This window comes from Archangium sp., from assembly GCF_036389735.1.
GTDB lineage: Bacteria > Myxococcota > Myxococcia > Myxococcales > Myxococcaceae > Archangium.
Genome location: NZ_DASVWK010000457.1, coordinates 1 through 1,792 on the forward strand (window position 1 = coordinate 1; position 1,792 = coordinate 1,792).

The window sequence follows — 1,792 nt, forward strand, 5'->3', positions numbered from 1 at the left end:
CCGGCAGCTTCTGGAGGCGGCCCTCCCGCACGAGGGCCCCGAGGTCCTCGGTGAGCCCGGAGATGCGGTCCGCGCCGGTGTCGTACGCGCGACTCTTGAAGGCGTTCTCGCCCTTGAGCTGGAGCAGCAGGGAGATGTCCCGGAGGACCTGGGCCACGGTTGCTTTGTCGGGGGGCATCACGGAAGGAAGTTAATGCCCTCGAAAGGGGGGTGCAGGCGAGCGGAAAAGCAGGCCCCCCCCGCAAGCCCTCCCCGGGCCCGGCCCTGTCGGGATAGAAGGGCGCCGGGTTGTTGATTCCAGAGAGCTACGAGAGACGGAGCCGATGAAGATCAAGCTCGGACCGGCGGACTTCGCCGAGAAGGAAATGCGGGGCTACGAGGTGGGCAAGCGCAGCCTGTGCGTTGCGCGGATCAACGGGCGCTACAAGGGGCTCGACGACTGGTGCAACCACGCGGGGTGCCTGCTGTCCGGGGGCCGCCTGGAGGGGAACATGGTCGTCTGCCCCTGCCACGAGGTCGGCTTCGACATGGACACGGGGAAGAACGAGACGTCGCCGGGCGTGTGCGATGACCAGCCCAGGGTGCAGGTGGACGTCGAGAGCGGTGAGTTGGTGGTCGAGCTGTCCGACAAGGACGTCTAGGAGGCACGCGATGGCACACGAGGGACACGACCACGACGACCATGACCACGGGCACCACCACCACCACCACCACGGGCACGACCATGGCCACTCTCATGAGCACGGGCATGAGCACGGCTCACCGACCGCGGCGGAGCACAAGGCGCACGCGCCGGTGCACGTGAGCGCGTTCGTGGTGACGTGCTCGGACAGCCGGGACGAGTCGAAGGACGAGAGCGGGCGGGTGCTGCGCGAGCTGCTGGAGAGTGAGGGGCACTCGGTGAGCGGCTACCGGCTCATCAAGGACGAGCCCGAGTCCATCCGCGCGATGCTGAAGGAGGCTCGGGAGTCGGGGGCGCGGGCGGTGATCTTCAACGGCGGGACGGGAATCAGCCGCCGGGACAGCACGGTGGAGACGCTCCAGGGGCTGTTCGAGAAGACGCTGCCGGGTTTCGGCGAGCTGTTCCGGGCACTGTCGTACAAGGAGATTGGCAGCGCGGCGATGATGTCGCGGGCGACGGCGGGGACGTACGAGGGGATGATCCTCTTCGCGCTGCCGGGCTCACCGCAGGCGGTGCGATTGGGGCTCCAGAAGCTCATCCTGCCGGAGCTGGGCCACGCGGTACGTGAGCTGACGCGCTGAGCCGCGACCCGAGCGACCTCACTGGCTACATGTGGACGTGACGCCAGCGCTCCCTGCTGGCTTTTCTGAAGGCAGCAAGACGATGAGCGTAAGTGGTGAGTGGGTTGAGCTCGGCGATGGGCTCCGGGGCTATTACGCGCGGCCTGACGGTTCGGGACCGTTTCCGTCCGTCGTTATCTACATCGAGGCATTTGGACTCAATGCTCATTTCAAGCGGCTGACCGAGCGTTTCGCCGACGCGGGCTTCGTCGCGGTTACGCCCGACATCTACGGCGGAGCAGTCTATGAGTACGCCGATCTGCCCAACGCCATCGGTCACCTGCAGCGAATGGACGACGACACCGTCCTGGCGCAGACGGAGAGGACGCTCGACTTCCTGCTGGGCCGGGAGGAAGCCGCCGTCGACGCGGTCGCGGTGGTCGGGTTCTGCATGGGGGGGCGTTACGCATTCCTCGCGAACGCCGCGCTGCCGTCGCGTTTCAAGGCGGCCGCTGCGTTCTATGGCGGCGGCATCGGCCCGGTCGAGGAC

The 1,792-nt window shown here is 67.2% G+C and carries 3 protein-coding genes and 1 pseudogene; 3 read left to right on the plus strand and 1 reads right to left on the minus strand.

Going from position 1 to position 1,792, the window contains the following annotated elements; translation table 11 throughout:
• Nucleotides 1–178: pseudogene (locus VF794_RS16215) on the minus strand (helix-hairpin-helix domain-containing protein); the annotation flags it as partial.
• 145 nt (nt 179–323) lie between these two features.
• Here VF794_RS16215 and VF794_RS16220 point away from each other — a divergent pair.
• The 3 genes from VF794_RS16220 to VF794_RS16230 all read left to right on the plus strand — a co-directional run.
• Complete coding sequence (locus VF794_RS16220; protein WP_331111386.1) at nt 324–641, plus strand: Rieske (2Fe-2S) protein; 318 nt, start codon at nt 324–326, stop codon at nt 639–641.
• Between the two features lie 154 nt (nt 642–795).
• Nucleotides 796–1,263: a molybdenum cofactor biosynthesis protein B gene (locus VF794_RS16225; protein ID WP_331111390.1), complete on the plus strand. Its 468-nt coding sequence runs from the start codon at nt 796–798 to the stop codon at nt 1,261–1,263.
• Nucleotides 1,264–1,300: 37 nt separating this feature from the next.
• The coding region (locus tag VF794_RS16230; RefSeq protein WP_331111388.1) for a dienelactone hydrolase family protein at nt 1,301–1,792 on the plus strand (492 nt) is incomplete at its 3' end.

Excerpts from the sequence above, each read along its gene's own strand:
- VF794_RS16220 (WP_331111386.1), top strand. The coding sequence starts at position 324 with ATGAAGATCAAGCTCGGACCGGCGGACTTCGCCGAGAAGGAAATGCGG.